General features: G+C 34.4%; 17 protein-coding genes. 8 read left to right on the top strand and 9 right to left on the bottom strand.

Features of this window, described 5'->3' with window-relative positions; all coding sequences use genetic code 11:
- Window positions 1-45 precede the first annotated feature (45 nt).
- Together KF896_08345 and KF896_08340 are read left to right on the top strand one after the other, a co-directional pair.
- Window positions 46-2,175 carry an alkaline phosphatase D family protein gene (locus KF896_08345; protein MBX3043712.1) on the top strand — a complete coding sequence of 710 codons (2,130 nt, stop codon included), beginning with the start codon at window positions 46-48 and terminating at the stop codon, window positions 2,173-2,175.
- A 314-nt stretch (window positions 2,176-2,489) separates the two neighbouring features.
- Window positions 2,490-2,696 (top strand): DUF2281 domain-containing protein, encoded by a 207-nt coding sequence (locus KF896_08340; protein MBX3043711.1) that lies wholly within the window; start codon window positions 2,490-2,492, stop codon window positions 2,694-2,696.
- A 35-nt stretch (window positions 2,697-2,731) separates the two neighbouring features.
- On the opposite strand, the gene KF896_08335 is transcribed toward KF896_08340, so the two are convergent.
- The 9 genes from KF896_08335 to KF896_08295 all read right to left on the bottom strand — a co-directional run bounded on the left by KF896_08335 (window position 2,732) and on the right by KF896_08295 (window position 12,955).
- Entirely contained in the window at window positions 2,732-4,375 is a 1,644-nt protein-coding gene (locus tag KF896_08335) for an ABC-F family ATP-binding cassette domain-containing protein (protein MBX3043710.1), read from the bottom strand.
- A gap of 497 nt (window positions 4,376-4,872) precedes the next feature.
- Window positions 4,873-5,706: a DNA damage-inducible protein D gene (gene dinD / locus KF896_08330; protein MBX3043709.1), complete on the bottom strand. Its 834-nt coding sequence runs from the start codon at window positions 5,704-5,706 to the stop codon at window positions 4,873-4,875.
- Window positions 5,707-5,818: 112 nt separating this feature from the next.
- The gene (locus KF896_08325) at window positions 5,819-6,331 is read right to left on the bottom strand and encodes a hypothetical protein (protein MBX3043708.1); all 513 of its coding nucleotides are present in this window, start codon (window positions 6,329-6,331) and stop codon (window positions 5,819-5,821) included.
- A 97-nt stretch (window positions 6,332-6,428) separates the two neighbouring features.
- Window positions 6,429-7,973, bottom strand: coding sequence for a glutamine-hydrolyzing GMP synthase (gene guaA / locus KF896_08320; protein ID MBX3043707.1), 1,545 nt, complete (start codon window positions 7,971-7,973; stop codon window positions 6,429-6,431).
- A gap of 203 nt (window positions 7,974-8,176) precedes the next feature.
- Window positions 8,177-8,785 (bottom strand): hypothetical protein, encoded by a 609-nt coding sequence (locus tag KF896_08315; GenBank protein MBX3043706.1) that lies wholly within the window; start codon window positions 8,783-8,785, stop codon window positions 8,177-8,179.
- 12 nt (window positions 8,786-8,797) lie between these two features.
- Entirely contained in the window at window positions 8,798-9,094 is a 297-nt protein-coding gene (locus KF896_08310) for a hypothetical protein (protein MBX3043705.1), read from the bottom strand.
- Window positions 9,094-9,972, bottom strand: a complete 879-nt coding sequence (locus KF896_08305; protein MBX3043704.1) for a site-specific DNA-methyltransferase — start codon at window positions 9,970-9,972, stop codon at window positions 9,094-9,096. The genes KF896_08310 and KF896_08305 overlap by 1 nt, the downstream gene beginning before the upstream one ends.
- Window positions 9,973-10,526: 554 nt before the next feature.
- A complete protein-coding gene (locus KF896_08300) occupies window positions 10,527-11,771 on the bottom strand; it encodes a NupC/NupG family nucleoside CNT transporter (protein MBX3043703.1) in 1,245 nt (414 codons plus the stop codon).
- 152 nt (window positions 11,772-11,923) lie between these two features.
- Window positions 11,924-12,955 (bottom strand): hypothetical protein, encoded by a 1,032-nt coding sequence (locus KF896_08295; GenBank protein ID MBX3043702.1) that lies wholly within the window; start codon window positions 12,953-12,955, stop codon window positions 11,924-11,926.
- Between the two features lie 531 nt (window positions 12,956-13,486).
- Between KF896_08295 and mnmE the strand changes: the two genes are divergently transcribed.
- From mnmE to rfaE2, 6 genes are read left to right on the top strand one after another with little or no spacing between them, the layout of a single operon-like run.
- The gene (mnmE, locus tag KF896_08290) at window positions 13,487-14,827 is read left to right on the top strand and encodes a tRNA uridine-5-carboxymethylaminomethyl(34) synthesis GTPase MnmE (GenBank protein MBX3043701.1); all 1,341 of its coding nucleotides are present in this window, start codon (window positions 13,487-13,489) and stop codon (window positions 14,825-14,827) included.
- A 59-nt stretch (window positions 14,828-14,886) separates the two neighbouring features.
- A complete protein-coding gene (mnmG, locus tag KF896_08285; GenBank protein ID MBX3043700.1) occupies window positions 14,887-16,749 on the top strand; it encodes a tRNA uridine-5-carboxymethylaminomethyl(34) synthesis enzyme MnmG in 1,863 nt (620 codons plus the stop codon).
- Between the two features lie 48 nt (window positions 16,750-16,797).
- Window positions 16,798-17,688 carry a sugar nucleotide-binding protein gene (locus tag KF896_08280; GenBank protein MBX3043699.1) on the top strand — a complete coding sequence of 297 codons (891 nt, stop codon included), beginning with the start codon at window positions 16,798-16,800 and terminating at the stop codon, window positions 17,686-17,688.
- 13 nt (window positions 17,689-17,701) lie between these two features.
- Window positions 17,702-18,406, top strand: a complete 705-nt coding sequence (locus tag KF896_08275; GenBank protein ID MBX3043698.1) for a TIGR02453 family protein — start codon at window positions 17,702-17,704, stop codon at window positions 18,404-18,406.
- 12 nt (window positions 18,407-18,418) lie between these two features.
- Window positions 18,419-19,414: a D-glycero-beta-D-manno-heptose-7-phosphate kinase gene (rfaE1, locus tag KF896_08270; GenBank protein ID MBX3043697.1), complete on the top strand. Its 996-nt coding sequence runs from the start codon at window positions 18,419-18,421 to the stop codon at window positions 19,412-19,414.
- A complete protein-coding gene (gene rfaE2 / locus KF896_08265; protein ID MBX3043696.1) occupies window positions 19,408-19,869 on the top strand; it encodes a D-glycero-beta-D-manno-heptose 1-phosphate adenylyltransferase in 462 nt (153 codons plus the stop codon). The genes rfaE1 and rfaE2 overlap by 7 nt, the downstream gene beginning before the upstream one ends.
- Window position 19,870 lies beyond the last annotated feature (1 nt).

Raw genomic sequence — 19,870 nt, 5'->3', positions numbered from 1 at the left:
AGAATATTACTTTTGCATAATTATTTTTTTCATTTGGAGGTTTATATGTTAAGATTTATTTCTTTAGTTTTTTTACTCAATACTTATTATTGTGCAATCGTTTATACTCAAACACTTAACTTTAAAGATAATCCCGGGCTACAGTCTATGGGTAAAGTGGTTTTTTCGGATAAAGTGTTAAGCAGTGATATAAAGCATTTATTCGATGAAGCACTAAAGCCATTCTACCATGGTGTTGCCTCAGGTGATCCAACAAGTAACAGTGTTATAATATGGACAAAAATTACACCTGATAATGTTGATGACCAGACAATTTCGTGGAAAGTTTCAACTGATGTTGAATTAAAGAATATTGTCAAATCCGGTGAAGTTGTAACAAGCTTTGAAAGAGATTTCACAGTAAAAGTTGATGTAACTGGTTTGGAAGCAGGTAAAGTATATTATTATGGATTTACAAACAAAAATATAAATTCAATAACCGGACGTACCAGAACTCTACCAACTAACAATGTAGATAGAGTTAGGTTTGGATTAGTAACAGGGTCGAATTTTGCTTGGGGTTATTTCAATGGTTACGGTAGATTAGCTGAGAGAAATGATTTATTCGCTATCATACACACAGGTGACTATTTCTATGAATATGGAAAAGATACTTATTATCAACCATATCTTGAAGGACGTGAAGCATATCCTGCAAACAAATGTATAACTGTTGATGATTATAGAGGGCGTTTTTCTCAATACAGGTTAGACCCTGATTTAAGAAGATTACATCAGCAATTACCAATGCTGTCGGTATGGGATGATCACGAGACAGCAAACGACTCTTGGACCGACGGTGCAGAAGCCCATAATGTTGAAACTGATGGTGATTGGAAAACAAGACGTGATAACGCTGTTAGAGTTTATTATGAATGGATGCCTATAAGACAACAAGATGCAAATAATCCTCTTAAAATATACAGAAATTTCAAGTTCGGGGATTTGATTAATTTGACTATGTTAGAGGCAAGACTTGTAGGCAGAAATCAACAACTTGCACCAAAAGGGCAAGGAGATGTGAAAATCAATCCACTCGAATGGCTAAATCCAAGCAGAACATTATTGGGTGCCGAGCAATTCAATTGGGCATTGCAAAATATTCTTACATCAAATACTAATTGGAAAATATTTGTAAGTTCTGTTATGATGACGCAACTATTTGGGTTCGGTTACCCTGTAGAAGGATTTGGTGAAGATCCTATGGGAAATCAGGATTCTTGGGATGGATATCCAATAGAAAGAGCAAGAATATTAGGTGCTGTTTTACAAAATAAAGTATCAAATTTCGGAGTTCTTTCGGGCGACTTCCATACAGCTTTTGCTTCATATTTAACTCCTAATCCACACAATCTACCTATTAATCCGGTTAATCCTACAGAAGCTAATCCCTGGCCCAAGTTCGACCCTAAAACCGGAGAAGGTTCTTTGGGATTTGAATTTACGACACCAAGTGTAACAACTGCAAATTTGAACGAACAAACAAGTTTTGCAGGTATTCCTGTTTTTGGATTAAAGGAAAGAAGTCCAGAAGCATTTATGATAGAATCATTGGTTATGAACGGAAATCCGCAAATGGTTTATGCAAATACCGACCAGCACGGTTATACCATTATTGATTTTAGTAAGGACAAAGTTCAAGCGGATTGGTGGTATACTGTTAATAATGTATTTGAAAAACCTGCTGATTCATTATATAAATCATTCCCTAATTTGATTAGGGTTAATACTGAAATGTTTGGTAAAGGTTTATATATCAAATCCGGTGAAAATAAAATCAACGATGCAGATGAGCCAATGACGGACATACCTAACGCTCCAGCAGCAACACCATTACTACCTCCGGTAAGCACCTCTGTAAATGAAAATAACCATGGCATTATTATTCATAGAAATTTCCCAAATCCTGCACAAAATAGTACTACTATTAATTATCTTAATTCTAAGCTTCAAAATGTAACAATTAAGTTATACAATAGTTTAGGTAATCAAATTGCACTTATACTTAATGAATTACAGGAACCGGGTGCTTATGGGGTAGAATTTAATTGCTCCGACCTCTCTACAGGTGTTTATTTTTACTCTATAGAAACACCAAGCGGTAAAGTTATTAGAAAATTTAATGTTATGAGATAATCTTATAGTAAGAATAATCCTTTTGCGATAGTTGTGAAGATTTTAATCATTTAAAAACACTCGATAATATGAATGTATTAATTCATTATTGATGCCATAATTCAGCACAATTTTTAAAGCCAGTCCTTTGGTAATTAAATTACATATTAGGATTGGCTTTTCCATAATTTACAATCCTTGTTAAAAAAATAATCCAAAAAAACAACGACTAATATGGTAAAAAAAATGATTTCAAAATAATCAAATCCACATCTACAAAATAATTTGATATACAGATTCGTCGAAATATATTATTAAATAAAAGGATTGAAATTATGCAAACTCAAATATCTATTGGTTACGAACACATTCTAAATTTGGCTTACCTTCTCCCCAATCAAGAGAAGAAAAAATTAATTCTGGATTTACAAAAGCTCGTAGAACCCCAAAAAGACCGCGTATTTGGTGAATATGACGGACAGGGCTGGATGTCACATGATTTTAATGAGCCTTTGGAAGAATTTGCAGAATATATGCCATGAGATACTTAATTGATACACAAATATTTACGGTCATTTTACCCCCTCTTACCTGTCTCCAATAAATCCAAAGAATCAATCTGCTGTTGAGCAAGAAATTCGTTAATGTCGCCGATGTACTCTCTAATTTTTCCTTTTTTGAACTCATAAGTTTTGGTAGTTATGCCCTGCAAAAACTCTCTGTCGTGGGATACAATAATCATAGTTCCTTTGAAATCAAGCAGTGCATTTTTCAATACGTCTTTCGATAACATATCAAAGTGATTTGTCGGCTCGTCGAGAATCAAAACATTGATTGGAGAAAACAACATTTTGCATATACTCAAACGGGATTTTTCCCCACCGGAAAGCACTCGTACTTTTTTATCAACAGCGTTTCCGCTGAAAAGAAAAGCACCAAGCATTGAGCGGATTTTCTTTCTCATTTCACCTGTGGCAACCCTGTCAATAGTTTCAAATACAGTTGCATCGGGGTCAAGTGATTCTGCCTGATGTTGAGAGAAGTATCCAATGCTAAGATTAGCACCTTTCTCCAAAATACCTTCGCAGTCAATCATTCCGGCTAATATTTTTGATAAAGTTGATTTACCTTCACCATTCTTTCCGACAAAACAAACCTTTTCGCCTCTTTCAATTTCAAAATTAATATCACTCAAAACAAGTTTTCTGTCATATCGTTTTATGAGATTTTTCGTTTCAAATATCAGTCTTGATGAGCGTGGTGGCTCAGGGAACGAAAACCGCATTTTTGATAAATCTTCTTCTTCAACTTCAATCAAATCCATCTTTTCAAGTTGCTTAACCTTCGACTGTGCACGAGCAGAGAATGCCGCTTTTGCCTTAAATCGTTCTATGAAACGCTCCTGCTGTGCAATTTGCTTTTGCTGATTATTATAAGCTGCGAGCTGTAATTCCTTTTGGGTTGACCTTTCAGCCACAAATCTTGAGTAAGGATAGGGTAAATCATAAATCTTGCCAAGTGAAAATTCAATCGTTCTGTTTGTGATATTATCGAGGAATCTTTTATCATGGGATACAACCATAATTGCACCCTGATAAGACTTCAGAAAAACCTCAAGCCAACGGATTGATTCAATATCAAGGTGATTTGTAGGCTCATCAAGGAGAATACAATCATTTTGTCTGAGGAGAATTTTTGCAAGGTGAACACGCATCTGCCAGCCACCACTGAACTCATCCATACCTCTGGTAAAATCAGAACGCTCGAACCCGAGACCGATTAGCACTTTTTCGATTTCCGCTTCGATTGACTGACCACCTAAATGATGAAAAACGTCACTTGCTTCGGTTAGCCGTTCGATGATTTTCATATATTCATCTGATTCGTAATCAGTACGCTCTTCAAGTTCTTTAGTATATCCGTTAATATCATCTTCAAGCTTTTTAAATTCATCCAAAGCAGATTCGGCTTCTTCAAAAATAGATTTCGTTGAATCGGTTTTGATTTCCTGTGGCAGGTAACCAAGTTTATAATTATTGGGAATCGAAATTTTACCGCTTTCAGGAGATTCCAAGCCATAAATGAGTTTAAGCATAGTAGATTTTCCGGTACCATTACGACCAATCAGACCAATTCTGTCATTCTCACCAACTGAAAAAGAGACATTATCAAACAGATAACGTCCTGCAAATTGAATAGTTACATTTTGTATATTAAGCATAATATTTTTCGGATTTCAAAATTAAATAGCTACAAAAATAATCATTTTTTGGGGGAATAATGGTGAATTTAATTATTAATACTAATTCGATATAAATATTATCAAATTGATTTTGAATTATTTCCAAATTATTTCTCTTTTTGGTGTTCCTCTTTTGCCGTATTTTGAATCAAGCAATTTATCAAAATCTTTCACATCATTTTTTACCTTAGAAATAATCCTTTTTTAGTTTTTTGTTCCACAACTAACTACTATGCCATCGCAGTAATTATTGAAAGGAATCTGCCTCATTTTTAACAAGGTCAAGTTTAACAATGATTTCCTTTAAGGTTATAATTTAATCCGAAATTACATCTAATTAATTCAAAGACAAAGCTAATATTATAAAATTGTACAAAGAACAAATTACGATTTCTTTGAAGACAATCGAATCTTCCCAATTATTTTGAGCAATTCTTCTAAATCCAACAACAAACTGTCTGATTCATAGTGCACAATCATTTCTTTCCATTACCTTGCATTAGTTTCTTTTCTTCACCAACAAGTTTTCGCTTTAGTTTCCTGACATCTTCGTCTGCCGGTAAGTTTTCCGGAACTATACCTCTTTGTGTAAGCATGTTTCTAACCGCAAGGTTGTTGTCAATATGTTCTGTTGCAATATTTGTCTGACCTGTTAAATCTTTGATTTGAACATTATGACCGGTCATTTCAGCCGCAAGGTCTTTAGCTTTAATACTTATGATTGGAAGGAAATCTGCAATAGGTCTGCTATCCGGTACGCCCAATTTGCGTTTAAGCATTTGAGTGTTTAAGCGGAACAGTGCCTGGTCACCTTTACTTCTAATCACTGCGAAATCCTGATTGTCAATACCTCTTTCGTATAAAATACCTGATAGTTGTTTTTCAGTTTGGCTCAGTTTTTCACGGGCTTTTACACGTTCATATTCCAACAATCTCTTTTCAACCAATTCTGCTCTGCGTGTTTGCACAGCGAAGTAATTTTGAGCAAAAGCGATTTCAACTTTACGGCTATCCCCATTCTGAGCGATTAAATAGCAGGCATAACGTGTTAAAGCTATATCATCCAAGGGTCTTTCGGTATTTGAACCAATTTCGACCATTTTCCTGATGTCAGGAAAATGGTTTTCTAATATTTCACCGGCATTAGTGCAGGCATCCTTAGCTTTTTGAATTACTTTTTCAAAGTTTTCCCATTTGCTGTAACCCAATAATTTTTGCAAATCACGGGCGCTCCAACATTCTACCCCCTCTAACTCTGAAGCGGCGGCTTCAAACTTTGAGAACATATTTATAATATCGTCTGTTTTCATTGTTTTAATTTTCCAATTTTGTTACTAATGTTTTAACCTAATTTCTAAATCTTTCACATCATTTTTTATCATCGAAATACTCCTTTATAGTTTTTTGATTCACAGCCAACTACTATGCCATCGCTGTAATTATTGAAAGGAGGATTTCTTCGCCAACATAAATGTCAACATAAGCTCCTCCAACTAATGCAGCATTTTTGTTTCCCCATTCAACATCCTCAATAACAACTTTTTTTATAAACTTCTCAGTTCGTTTATCATAAATCCAACAAAGTTCATTTTTGATTAATAGGTAAACAATTTCACTACTTATCACTTCAAAATCGGGTGGATTCAGACACACGACAGTATCTTTTTCGGGAAATTTGTCTATAACATCTTTTAATAAACTATACCTTGGGATTTGTTTGATTGTTATGTCAGCATCTAAGCTTTCTGAACATGAATAAACCATGAAATGTTCAGTATCCATAAGAAGTAAATATTGACTGCAATCCAATGACGGTTCCAACGAATATGTACTTCTTGACCTCTCAGACCAGAAACCTTCCGAGTCATAAGTTCTGCAGCTGCTGCAAAGTATTATGACTAATAGTATAGCATAATATCTGACAATAGTTTTCATATATTAATCCAGATTAAACCAACATCATACCATTAAAAGACTTAAAACTATCCGCCTCATTTTTGAACTATTAAATTTTTTAAACTCGTAATTGATTCTACTCCCACTCAATTGTTCCCGGTGGTTTACTCGTAATATCATAGACTACTCTGTTGATACCACGCACCTCATTTATGATGCGGTTGCTCATTTTGGCAAGGACATCGTAAGGCATTGGGAACCAATCAGCTGTCATGCCGTCCACGCTCGTTACGGCACGGAGAACGCAGGTGTTTTCGTAAGTGCGTTCATCGCCCATAACACCTACGGATTTTACAGGTAAAAGCACTGCAAATGCCTGCCAGATTTGGTCATAAAGTCCGGCATTGCGGATTTCCTCGATGTATATTGCATCTGCTTTTTGCAGAGTAGCGATTTTTTCGCGTGTGATTTCACCAAGTATGCGAATTCCAAGCCCTGGACCCGGAAATGGATGACGATTTACAAACCAGTCCGGTACACCAAGCTCACGACCTACAGCACGAACCTCATCTTTGAATAATTCACGGAACGGCTCAAGCAGCTTCAGACCCATTTTTTCAGGTAAACCGCCGACATTATGATGAGATTTGATTACAACTGAAGGGCCCTTCACTGATACTGATTCGATTACATCAGGGTAGAGGGTTCCCTGCGCAAGCCACTTTGCATTATTGAATTTTTTAGCAGCAACATCGAAAAGGTCTATAAATGATTTTCCAATAATTTTGCGCTTCTGCTCGGGGTCACTAACTCCATCAAGCCGCCCAAGAAATGTATCAGTACCGTCAATAAGTTCAATTGACATATTAAAATTTTCATCAAAAAGCTTCATCAGTTTTGAGCTTTCGTTCAGTCGCATTAGTCCGGTATCTATATGAATACAATGGAGCTTATCACCAATAGCTTTATGCAGAAGAACAGCCAAAACAGTAGAATCTACTCCACCGGACAAGGCACAAATCACTTCACTCGTGCCGACCTGCTCACGAATACTTTCAATGGCACGTTCAACGAATGAATGCGCATCCCAACTTTCCTTACATCCGCAAATTTTGCGGAGGAAATTATCAAGAATCTTTTTACCCTCTGCAGAATGATGAACTTCCGGATGGAACTGCACGCCACGAATATTCTTTTCCAAAGAGCGGATAGCACAAATTGGAGCATTTCCGGAATGGGCGATAATTTCAAATCCGGCAGGAATTTTTGTCAGTGAATCACCATGGCTCATCCATACGGTAGAATTTTCAGAAATACCTTCAAAAAGTTCATCTTTAATGTCAATGACAAGTTCAGCCCTGCCGTATTCACGGTGTGCGGCTTTGTCCACTGCACCGCCAAGTTTGTAGGCAATAAGCTGGAGTCCGTAGCATATACCAAGCACGGGAATATTCAGTCCGAAAACATCAAAATTTGGATGCGGTGCTTCTTCAGCATATACACTTGAAGGACCACCGGAAAGAATTAATCCTTTCGGGTTTAGTTCCATAAGATTCTCTTGCGAGATATTATAAGGGAAAATTTCAGCAAAAACGCCACATTCGCGGACTTTGCGTGCTATTAGCTGCGTGTATTGCGAGCCGAAATCAAGGATAACTATTTTTTCTGTATTTTTCATAATGTATTTTATTTAATTAGTAATTTCGATGATGTAGATTTTAATCTATACCTATTTTTACCAAAATATTTGTTTTTACAATTTATAATAATATTAAGATAATTGAAATTTCTCAATTTCCAAAAATACTGATTTTTATTCAGTTTAAAAAGGAATTCAAGTTGATAATGGGGAATTTGTTAATATTTTGATAACACAAAGTAAATTTATAATTTGATTATTTCCTTTATTAGGCATTTCCTCGCATAGAATGCACGACTTGTCGAACCGTGACCTGTTCCTTTTGTTCTTGCCTGAATCCATTTACCGTCTCTGCCTGTTAGGGATTGGAATCCTTGTTCAATCAATTTATATCGAATAAACTCATAATCTGCCTGAATTTCCTGAATCAAAGTATTACTTTCTAAAAAGTCAAACGATTCAACCTTTAGTAATTCCGATTTTACATTGTGTTTTCCATTCCATGTTACTGCACAGTAAACGAGCGACTTTAGCTTATCCCAACAATGGCTTTCAAAAAATGATGTTTCAATTAAATATTTCGGATTAATCATAGTAATTGCAAATGTTTCTTTTGGTGTCCAAACCCCTTTTACTTTATAAAATGCCGTTGATTTCAATTCAAATCCAAGTCCGTTTGGTGCTTGCTTGTTATCATTTGATAGCCCAGCCAAATGTTCTAATGTCAATCCCTTCCAACCTTTATTTTGTTTGCCGTCTTTATAGGTTGTAATTCCATGTTTAGCTGCTAATTCAGATAAGTCTTGCCCAATGTATTTTTCTAAGTTGCGCATTGCAACAACACGTGTTACCATTTATTCTTTTCCTCAACCCATGTATAAATATATTTCAAATGTTGTTGACCATCTTTCAAATTTAAATTTGAATCGAATATAATGGGATAAAATCCGAAAGCTGATTAATTTTCTATCATCTCCAACACTTGATTCATTAATAATGAAATTGGATTCAATTGGATTATACTTGATACTTTCAATTAGAAAAATTTCAATTAATTTCCATCCTGCTTTAGATCCATCACCCAGCATATCAGAGCTAAGAAAATAACTTTGCCTTTTAATCCAACTCCCTTTTAAAACTTTATTGTTAGTATAGCTTTTCATTATAAAAATCCATTCTGCATTTTCAAAGACTCATACTTTCTTATCGTTAAATCAATATATTCACTATTTAAATCGCAACCAATATATTTACGTGCTCCAATCAAAGTTGCAGCAATACCTGTGGTACCACCTCCATTGAACGGGTCAAAAATAATATCGCCCGGTTTAGTTGATGCCAATACAATTCTTTTTAGTAATGCCAAAGGTTTTTGAGTTGGATGCTTTCCAAACTCCTTTTCACTTTGTGAAGGGGTTGGAATGCTCCAAACTGATCTCATTTGTAAGTCAGGTTTCTTTAAATTATCTTCAGGATATTTTCCGTTTTTCATTGATTCATAATTGAAATAATGTTTAGCATTTTTATCCTTTCGTGCCCATAATAAAGTTTCGTGTGATGCTGTAAAAAATCTGCAACTCAAATTGGGTGAAGCGTTCGGTTTAAACCAAGCGATGTCATTAAGTAAATGATAGCCAAGTTTTTGTAGTAAAAAACCGCATTGGTATATTGAATGATATGTGCCACTAATCCAGATTGTCCCCTCAGGCTTCAATACGCGTTTACATTCTTTTATCCATGTTTCATGAAATTCTAAATCATTATCAAATCCATATGATTTATCCCATTTCCCCTTATTGACACTAACCATTCTACCATTATGACATGTAAAACCGTTATTTGAGAGCATATATGGTGGATCCGCAAAAATCATATCAATGTAATTATCTGGAAAGCGGCTCATTATTTCTAAACTATCACCTTTATACAGTGCAAAGTCTTCTGTTTTGTAAACGGGTTTAATCTTTTGTTGAACTCCATTTTTTGAAATGTAACTAACTAATTCTTCAAAAACTGAATTTGCTGTATCAAAATTATTCATATTTATAATTTCCTAATTGCTTTAGAAATGCTTTAATAAATTACATACTTTTACATTTACATTTTCTACAAAGCATAAATGCAAAAATACTCATTTTATTTTAGTTTATATAGTAATTGAATTTAAAAAATGTATAATATCATAAAATTAATATGTAAACAGCTTGCTGTATCAAAATCTGAAGGATATAGTAAAATACGATATTGTAGTTTGTAAAAAAATGTATATTACAAGCAACTTAGCATAAATATTAGCACTAAATATCAATCTTTTGTTTGGGATCCGAGTTCATAATTTTACGAATTATGATAATCTCAAATTTAGCATTGAATATTTTTTCTAGAGTTTCTTTTATATCAATAATTATACATGCATTATACATAAGTTTCCTGGTGAATATATCTAAATATCTAATATTTGTATTGGTTTGATTTACAACAGACCCCAAAATAGCTAAATCAATATTCCCACTTAACAATAAAAAATAGAATATTTAAATAATGTCATTTTATTCAGTATAGATTTTTAATTTTTTCTCATATACCTTAACACACCTAAAGTAATATTCCGGCAATCGTTGCTGTGAGCATATTTGTCAGAGCACCAACAAGCATAGCTTTAAATCCGATTCGTGATAATTCTTCTTTTCTTTCAGGAACCAGCGAACCAATACCCCCAATTTGAATAGCTACGGAGCTGAAATTGGCAAATCCGCATAAAGCAAATGTCGAGATTACAGCAGTTCTTTCGCTGATTGCACCTGTTCTGATAAGTTCACCCAGGTCTGAGAAAGCTATGAATTCATTAACAGCGAGCTTAGTTCCTAATAATCCACCAAATGCTCTCGCTTCTTCCCATGGAATATTTGTCAAAAATGCAAATGGCATAAATATATAGCCAAGTAATTCTCTGAATGAAGAAGGAAGAAATGCCATCCCATACGGACTTAACCAGCTATGAACAAGCCCCAATCCTCCATCAACAATCGCAATAAGAGCAATAAATGCGATAAGCATCGCCATTATATTAATTGAAAGCATAATGCCGTCTGTGGCTCCATTTGTTATTGCCATCAGCAGATTATTTGCTTTAGGAATTTCAATATCATTGATTTCACTTAGAGAAGTGCCTTTTCCTGATGGAGGGATAACAATTTTTGATAGTATTAATCCTCCCGGAGCTGAAATAATACTTGCTGTAACAAGATATGTAGCATCAATTCCCATCGCGACGTAAGCAGCAAGAACACCGCCTGCAATAGTAGCAAATCCAACGGTCATTATGGAAAATAGTTCCGAGGTTGATACATCTTTGAGATAATGCCTGACCAGCAGAGGCGCTTCAGTTTGTCCTAAAAATATATTTGCTGAGGCTGAAAGAGACTCGACGCCTGAAGTGCCAAGAGTTTTCTGCATTACCCAAGCCATTCCGTACACAACTTTTTGGATTATGCCGTAATGATATAGAATTGATACGAATGCTGAGAAAAATACAATAGTACAGGTGACAATTATAGCAAATTGAAAGCCAAAGAGACTAAAACTGTCTGGATTTATAGCATTTCCAAAAAGGAACTCGGCGCTTTTCAGACTGCTGTTAAGAAAATTTGTAATTGCTGCTCCAAAGTGCTTGAAAGCATCAACTCCTGCAGGAAATTTAAGCACAAGATATGCAAGTGTCAACTGCAAAATTATACCAACTATAACGATTCTGAATGGGAAGCGTTTTTTCTCAGTTGAAAATATCCAAACAAGTCCGATTATAAATAATATGCCTAAGAATCCAACTAAAATATTCATTCGATAAATGATGTTTATATAAAATACAAATTTACGAAAGATTATTATTGTAGAATAAATAAATTAACATAATAATAATTATTCATACAATTTTTATAAAAAAAGGGGCTTACGAAAAGCCCCTGAACATAATATTTAAAAAAATAATTGAATTATTTAAATTTAAATGATGCAACTGATTTCTCGAAAACTGGTAAGAAATCTTTTTCTTCACCTGTAAACCAATTGATTGTAACTCTGTACATCTTATCGCCGCTGAGAGCAAACCATACTTTACCTTTTACAGTTCCGGCAGGTTTGTATTCAAGCAAGTAAGCTTTTTTTCCGCCAAGAGTAGTTTCTTTAGGATTCGCATTTTGGAAGCTTGCACGGTTTTCATCAACAATTTTCTTCAAATCTTTTTGTTGTGAAGCATCAAAAGTTTCGATTTTAATGAAACTGTCGCCTCTTCTTGCTCCTAAGAAACTCCATGCACGTTGAGCATTAGCAGCTTTACCGATATTTTCAGCTTTGAAATTATCAGGTACACCTATTTCAAATCCATCACCGCCTCTGACTTCAAGATTTTCTGATGGTGGAGGAGCTTCTTCAACCTGAAGAATTGTATCAATTTTCTTTGGTGCAGGAGCTTTACCAAGCACAAAAGATGAAGCTATTTCATCAAATGTTGATTTGTATGTTTCGAAGCTGTTATCAAATGCTTCAATAATTAGGGTTGTTGCTTTTACAGTATCTTTAGCAGCCATAAGCATCATACCGTTGAACATACCACCGGAAAGAGGAAATGAGTAAACAAGTTTCTTGCCGGGTACTCCATCAATTGTAACATCAGCTACTTCATAGATTTCGTCTCCGAATATCTTTGATATTTTTACCAAAGAGTCAAGATTCCATCCGGGTTTCAAATCGTTGCAGATTACATCAATCTTTGCACCGGGAAATCCTTCTGTGTCGTATTTGTTGAAGCGTTTCTTTCCTTGGTCATTAGAAAACACTACAAATCTTGTACCTGGAATTGCACTTTTGATCCAGCTTTCAGGATATTTTACAGAAAAACCTGTTACTTCATCTGTATGAGTTGTTAATTCACCTACAGGTACAGGATCAGGTCCGCTTTTTCCGCAAGATGATAAAATCAAGCCGGACATTGCAAAAATAAGAATCAACAAGTTCAATTTCTTCATCACACCACTCCTATAAATATTAATAATTACATAAATTTCTATTTTTCAAAATTTGTCTTAATAAGAATACAAATATAACAAAAAAATACTTTATTATCACAATATCAAAAGTGTTTAAGTTTTTACACACTATTTTTTTAATAAATATTTTTTATTATTTTTTTATGATTATAATTTAAGAATATCAGGCAAATTGAATATTGGCAAATATAATAAATTAAAATAATAATTCAAAAAAATATTTCACTTATTTTTATATACGACTTAAAAAGGTGGCTTTCATAAATGACTGGCATTGGGTTTTTATGGGGCAATGCAATATAAACCATGCCTATGCCTCAAACTCTTAATTATGGCGACATAAACAACGAAAAATAACGTCTTCAAAACTTGCAAGATGCAATTTTATGCTCTTGAAATAGTGAACTATAAGTGATAAATAATAAAGTTAGTCGCTCATAATATTAAGTAGTCTAAAACATATATAATAAAAAAACGTTTATTATAAATTATATTAATTACAATATTACTATGGGAAAAACAATTGCAGCAGTTGCTACTCCGCCGGGAATTGGCGGATTGGCTGTAATAAGAATATCAGGGGAAAGATCATTTGATATTCTTGATAAATTCTTTATCCCGAATCGCAAAATTGATTTTGCTAAAGGTGGAAGAATATATTATGGCAAAATTATCTATCATAGTAAAATTATTGATAGCGTAACTGCTAGTATTTTTGTTGCCCCGTATTCATATACAGGTGAGAACGTCGTTGAAATAGGCTGCCACGGGAATTCTCTTCTTGCGTCAATGATTATAGATATTATAGTCGAATGTGGCGGATCTTATGCCGAACCGGGCGAATTTACAAAGCGAGCATTTCTTAACGGCAAATTAGACCTAACTCAAGCTGAGGCTGTTGCGGACTTAATTCATTCAGTTTCAGTGCCCGGAGTCGAGACTGCAGCAAGACAATTGGAAGGAAATTTTACTGAGCGGCTTTCAGCAATGAGACAACAATTATTAGATATTTCATCCCTTCTCGAACTTGAGCTGGATTTCGCCGACGAAGGACTGGACTTAATCCCCAGACATGATATATTAAATAAAATTGAAGTAGCTGAAGAATTTTGTAAACTTTTGATTGATTCATTTACAGCTTCTGAAATTTGCCGTTCAGGATATTATGTAGGGCTTGCCGGATTTCCAAATAGCGGAAAATCAACTTTGTTTAATAAATTACTTGGACGAAGTCGGGCTATTGTTAGTGATATCGCCGGAACAACCCGTGATTATTTAGAAGAAAGTCTTTATATAAATGGCTTGAGAATTGTACTTGTTGATACCGCTGGCATAAGAGAAACTAATGATACAATCGAAATTGAGGGTATTAAATTTGTAGAAAGTGTAATCGAGAAATCGAACCTTGTTATTGTTCTCAATGACAGTGGCTTATCGGAAAGTACTTCCGATGCTTTAATTCAAAGCCTAAATGAAAAATATTACGGTAAAGATATTCTTAAAATACAAAATAAAATTGATATTTCAAATCTGTATTCATCCAATGAAATTTGCATTTCTGCGAAAAATGGTGACGGTGTAGATGACTTGAAAAATCTTATTTATAAAAAAGCTATAGAAAGCATAAGTTCATTAAGTGATATTTTGATAAATAGTCGTCACAGGCAATTGCTTCAAGATGTAGTTATACTTCTTAGAAACGCTAAAGAATCTTTAAATAACAATATGGAAAATGAAATTATCGCCGTTGACCTTCGTGATGCAACCAAAATACTTGGAGAGCTGACTGGTGAATCATGGAATGAAGAAGTTCTTGCAAATATATTTTCTAGATTTTGTATAGGAAAATAATGTTTCACGTGAAACATTTAATATAATAATCAGATAATTTTTAAATTGATTTTTAGTAAATGAATAATAAATTTGATATAATAGTAATTGGCGGAGGTCATGCTGGAATAGAAGCGGCAGTTGTATCTGCAAAGATGGGACTGAAAGTTGCTCTGTTATCAATGGATTTGAATGTAATGGGGAGACCATCTTGCAATCCGTCAATAGGTGGAAGTGCTAAGGGGCATCTTGTTAAAGAAATTGATGCATTGGGTGGAGTGATGGGTCTTCTTGCTGATAGAGCAGGGATTCACTTTAAGATGCTGAACAAATCAAAAGGACCGGCGATTTGGTCACCACGGGCTCAGATAGATAAAGATTTGTATCCTCATTATGTAAGTAATTTACTTGTAAAACAAAATGGAATTACTTTAATCAAAGGTACTGCCAATGAGATACTTATTAAAAGCGATAAAGTATCAGGAATTATTACAGATGATAATGAAAAGATTTTTGCTGATGCGGTAATTCTTTGTGCCGGCACTTTCCTGAACGGGCTTTTATATACAGGTGATAAAATAACTAAAGGTGGTAGAGTAGGGGAGAAGGCGTCTGACAAAGTATCAGATATGCTCGATTCCTATGGATTTGAAAGAGGGCGACTTAAAACAGGCACACCACCAAGAATACACGCAGAATCTATTAATTATTCAAAAGTTGATTATGAATCTGGCGATGATAATCCTAAGCCTTTTTCATTTCGTTCATCTGAAGTTAAGAACAGGCTTGTATGTTATGGAACTGATACAAACCTCGAAACACACGATATACTGAAAGAAGGATTTGAAATGTCTCCAATGTTTACAGGCCGTATAAAAGGGGTAGGTCCGAGATATTGCCCGTCAATTGAAGATAAAATCAATCGTTTTACAGAACGTAACTCACATAAAATTCTACTTGAGCCGGAAGGTCTGAACACATATTCAGTCTATGTCAATGGTTTTTCTACAAGTTTACCGGAAGATGTTCAAATCAGAGGTTTGCACTCAATTCCCGGACTTGAAAACGCTGTAATGTTGAAACCCGGATATGCTGTTGAATATGACTTCTTTTACCCTTATCAGCTAAAATTCACATTGGAAACAAAAGCTGTCAGGGGATTGTACTTTGCAGGTCAGATTAACGGTACTTCGGGATATGAAGAAGCAGCTGCTCAGGGGATGATTGCCGGAATAAATGCTTCGCTTAAAATACTTGGTAAAGAACCCTTTGTACTGAGAAGAAGTGAAGCATATATTGGAGTATTAATTGATGACTTGGTAAATAAAAGTACTGATGAACCATACCGCATATTTACTTCGCTCGCTGAATACAGACTTCTGCTCAGACAGGATAATGCAGATGAACGATTAATGAAATACGGGTTTATGTTGGGGCTTATACCTGATTATGTATATGATAGAGTATTGAAAAGAGTAAGTATGATAAATGAGGGTATCGAACTCAGCAAGAAAATAAAGATTAAATCTGAAACTGTCAATAAATATCTTGCAGAAATCGGCGAATCTGAAGTGAATGCTTCTACTGATATTCACACTCTTGCTAAACGTTCAAAGACTGATATTACGGAATTATTCAATATTTCAGAATATGATGATGAAAACCTAACTAAAATATTAGCTCGTGAAGATATAATTTACGGTATAGAAACAAATATCAAATATGAAGGATATATTGCAAGACAGTTAAAAGAGATTGATTACTTCCTGCAGAATGAAAACAAACGTATCCCTGAAAATTTTGACTATTTAAGATTAACTTCTCTTTCTAAAGAAGCTATGGAGAAGCTAATTAAGATTCGACCTGCATCACTTGGGCAGGCATCAAGAATATCAGGAGTATCAGCATCTGATGTGTCAATACTATCTGTATATCTGAAGTAGCATGAAATTATGTATAACAGAATTTGTTTCACGTGGAACATTTATATTATGAAAAGAATACTTATACTAGGAAAACAAAGCCGCCTTGCAGTAGCAATATATGTGATGCTGACAAGAGAAACAGATTGGAAGGTATATTTCGATTTAGACAGTTTGGATAGTGAAAAAGTAACAGATACAGGACAATACTACCCAATAGTCTATGAAAAAAAAGATTTAAGAAAAGTAGTAATGGAATATGACCCTGATTATATTGTTAATTGTCTGAGTTTTGATGTTCCTGAAATCGCTGAAGTTGACAAAAAGTTTGCTTGGGATTATAATGTAGGGAATATTGAAGCAATATCTAAAGCAGCAATGATGACAGATTCAAAATTATTGATGTTTTCTACAGATAATATTTATAGTGGTATCAATGGTCCTTACGGAGAAGATCATCTTCCCGAGCCTGTTAATTACTATGGCAAAACAAAATTGGGAAGTGAAAATCATTGCATATCTAATAATGTTCCTTTTATATCTGTGAGGCTTCCTGAATACTATGGCGGTACAGGTAGCAATGCTTTTAATATATATTATAAGTTAATTAATAATATTGAGCAAAATTTAGCCGTTAATTGCTTTACTACGCCTGTCTATATTGATGATGCAGCTCTTGCAGTACTGAAAATTATATTAAAAGATAAATTTGGATTTTATAATTTGGGTGGACCTGATTATGTTAGTGAATATGAGTATGGTGTAAAATTAGCTGATGTATTAGGCTTTGAAAAAGAATCTATTAAGCCATATACATATTCAAATAGCAAAAATGAATGTCGAAAACTTATAAGAGGTGGACTGATTAATATCAAATCAGAAACTGATTTAAATATGAAGTTCGTCAATTTACATTCAGGTTTATCGTCAGTGAAATTTCTGGAAAATTTAAAATTTTAATTGGAAAGTCTATATGCCAAAAATAAAGGAATTTGATAGATTCTCAAAAGATGTTGAAGATTTTTTCTTTGAGCTTTCTCAAAATAATAATAAGGAATGGTTCGATATAAATCGCTCTATTTATGAATCTGAAATAAAGGATAAATCAAAATCATTTGTTCTAAAAGTAAGCGAACTATTCGAAAAGAACAAACTTCCTTTGATAGCTGATACTAAAATAAGCCTTTTCAGAATTAACAGAGACATTCGATTTTCAAAAAATAAAGACCCGTACAAAACGAATTTAGGTATATTTTTTCCATACAGTGAAAATCCAATTGCTTATAAGAAAGAACATTCCTTGGGCTTGTATATTCATTATGAAAAAGATAAATCCTTTATAGCAACGGGATATCACAATCCTGATTCAACTGCACTTAAAAGCATCAGAGCTGCACTTGCAGATGATTGGGAATTTTACAAAAGTATTACCGAAAACACAAAATTTATAAAATATTTTCCCGATGAATATGCAGCTGAAAAGCCTCTGAAAAGGCTTACCGGATATGAGCAAAATCACCCCGGTGCTGATTATATGAAAAAAAGAGATTTTTCATATGGTAAGAATATTTCCGATAAAATAATATTTGACGAATCTTTGCCACAATTCATAATAGAAAACGCAGAAGCCAGTTTGGAATTTATGAAATTTCTATACAATGCTATTTACAAAAATTAATAACAAAATTTGATGAAAGATTTAACTAATAATCGTGCTGCTGAAATTATAAATAATGCTTCAGGCAAAACTGTCGCTGTAATTGGAGATGTAATGCTGGACCGCTATTTTTGGGGTTCTGTTACACGTATTTCGCCGGAGGCTCCGGTTCCGGTAATTGATGTTGAGAAAGAAAGTATCCATTTGGGTGGAGCTGCAAATGTTGCACAAAACCTGAAATCGCTCGGATTGGAAACATTGCTTTGTGGAGTGATTGGTGATGATAACTCAGGAAAAAGTTTCCTCGATGTTTCGACAAGTTTAGGTATAAATCCTGACGGACTTTATATTGACTCTTCCAGGCCGACTACAGTCAAAACCCGTATCATTGGTAATAATCAACAAATTGCGAGAATTGACCGTGAAGTAAGAGATAATATTGATGACAAAGGGCTTGGCTTCATTATTGATAAGTTGAACTCTATCAATGACTTATCAGGTATTATACTTCAGGATTACAATAAGGGCACAGTAACAAAAGAGCTGATAATTTCAGTTATAAAATATGCTAAAAGCAATAACATTCCTGTACTGGTTGACCCGAAAAGTGATAACTTCTTTTTATACAAAGGTGTTACGCTGTTTAAGCCTAATAGAAAAGAAGCTCAGCAGGCACTTGGTCTTCCTTTGCGAAATAAAGATGAAGTGTTTGACGCAGGTAAAAAACTTCTTGTTATGCTTGAATGCGAAAATGTGCTCATTACATTAGGTGCGGAAGGTATGATGCTTTTTGAAAGTGATGGCTCAATCTCTTCTGTACCAACAAAAGCACGTCACGTAGCTGATGTCTCGGGTGCAGGCGATACTGCTATCGCTACACTTTCTGCTACTATATCAGGCGGTGCAAATATTCGCGAAGCATCTTCAATGGCAAATTATGCTTCGGGATTAGTATGTGAAAAGCCGGGAATTGTGTCAATCAAAATTGATGAACTGTTAGAATCAATCAGGAATAATGAATTATGCTGATTTCCGATAAACTGTTGGCTGAAATTACTAAGGAACTAAAAAAGCAGGGCAGAAGTATTGTTTTTACAAATGGATGTTTTGATATAATTCATTCAGGTCACACGAAGTATTTAACTGATTCAAAAAAATTAGGTGATATTCTGGTAATCGGATTAAATTCTGATGATTCAGTCAGAAGATTAAAAGGGCTATCAAGACCGGTTAATTCTCAAATTGACAGAGCTATAGTTTTATCTGCATTAAAACCCGTGGATTATGTTTGTATATTTAATGAAGATACACCTTTTGAGCTTATTTCAAAAATATTGCCTGATATTATTACTAAAGGTGGAGACTATAATCCGGAGGATATCGTTGGTGCCGATATTGTAAGGAAAAATGGTGGTCAAGTTGTTGTAATAAATTATGTTGAAGGCAAATCAACAACAAATATTATTGAAAAAATGAAGTATTAAG

This window comes from Ignavibacteriota bacterium (assembly GCA_019637995.1).
Classification (GTDB): domain Bacteria; phylum Bacteroidota; class Ignavibacteria; order Kapaibacteriales; family UBA2268; genus JANJTB01.
This window is presented reverse-complemented; position numbering and strand designations above follow the sequence as displayed.